2 protein-coding genes are annotated in these 1,017 nt (G+C 28.6%); both read right to left on the reverse strand.

Annotation, left to right across the window (positions count from 1 at the left end; genetic code table 11):
* Positions 1-30: 30 nt before the first annotated feature.
* Positions 31-294 carry an ATP cone domain-containing protein gene (locus B3603_RS05040; RefSeq protein ID WP_291561478.1) on the reverse strand — a complete coding sequence of 88 codons (264 nt, stop codon included), beginning with the start codon at positions 292-294 and terminating at the stop codon, positions 31-33.
* Between the two features lie 175 nt (positions 295-469).
* The gene (locus B3603_RS05045; RefSeq protein ID WP_291561481.1) at positions 470-826 is read right to left on the reverse strand and encodes a carboxymuconolactone decarboxylase family protein; all 357 of its coding nucleotides are present in this window, start codon (positions 824-826) and stop codon (positions 470-472) included.
* Positions 827-1,017: the final 191 nt, after the last annotated feature.

The following is a 1,017-nucleotide window of genomic DNA, read 5'->3' on the forward strand; positions in this document are numbered from 1 at the left end:
ATTTCAACCTCAATTGTGAATTATGAATTATTAATAGGCTCCTTTACAGTATCCATCTGCCACTTTACTAAAGCCTTCTTGCTTTAATATTATTATAATTAATCCAAAGACTTCATAGGATGAAGTTAGGTCTCTATTCATGCTTTTAAGTTTACTTTCAATAACTCTGCAAAGGGATGTTAAATCTCCTTCCGTTAGCGGTTGTTTTACATCATCTGAAGCTTTGCTTACTGTGCTTTTAATTTTATTAACCTCAAATTTTTCAACTCTACCATTTTTCTTTATAATTTTCATTAGTTTCACCTCTTTTTTTAAATGTGATTTATTTTAGTATAAAGTAAATTATCATAATATTCAACCTAATGAATTTATAATATAATAAAATTCAAACTTTATTTACTGTAGGCTATAATATAAAAAAGGAAATTCTATATAGAATTCCCTTTTAAAGCTACCTTAAACTCGTATATTACTTTTCAAAATCTTTTTTGAATTCATCTATTGAATCTTTTAAAAGAGTTACACTATAAGCAACTGCTGGGCCTCCACCAAAGCCGGTGGCTACTATTGCGGATTCCATAATTTCCTCCGGAGTCGCTCCAGCTTTTAGCGCATTATATACATGGATTACTATACAGTATTCACATCTACTAAATACAGCTATTCCTACACTTATAAGCTCTTTAGTCTTTACATCGATCTCGCCTTCTTTACTTGTCTCTCCTAAAAAATTCATGAAAGCTTTCATTTCTTTTCCATTTGTTTTTGATACAGCTTGTACACCTGACATAAATTCATTTAACATTTTTCTTGGACTTTTACTCATAATACCCCTCCTAGCAATTCTTTTGTACTTTGAACTCAGTATAACAATGTTTGTATATGTTTACAATAAATGTAGTGATATTAACTATTTGATATTTATATATACTAAGTAGCATCTATAGATATTTTGTATAAAAACTTAGAATAATACATAATTAAGTCGAAGATATTTTACTCAATTCACAATTCACA

The organism is Clostridium sp. UBA2485 (assembly GCF_002341865.1).
Taxonomy (GTDB): domain Bacteria; phylum Bacillota; class Clostridia; order Clostridiales; family Clostridiaceae; genus Clostridium_J.

What these genes read in the sequence shown, in the direction of transcription:
- B3603_RS05040 (WP_291561478.1), bottom strand. Translation starts at nt 294, where the DNA reads ATGAAAATTATAAAGAAAAATGGTAGAGTTGAAAAATTTGAGGTTAAT.
- B3603_RS05045 (WP_291561481.1), bottom strand. Translation starts at nt 826, where the DNA reads ATGAGTAAAAGTCCAAGAAAAATGTTAAATGAATTTATGTCAGGTGTA.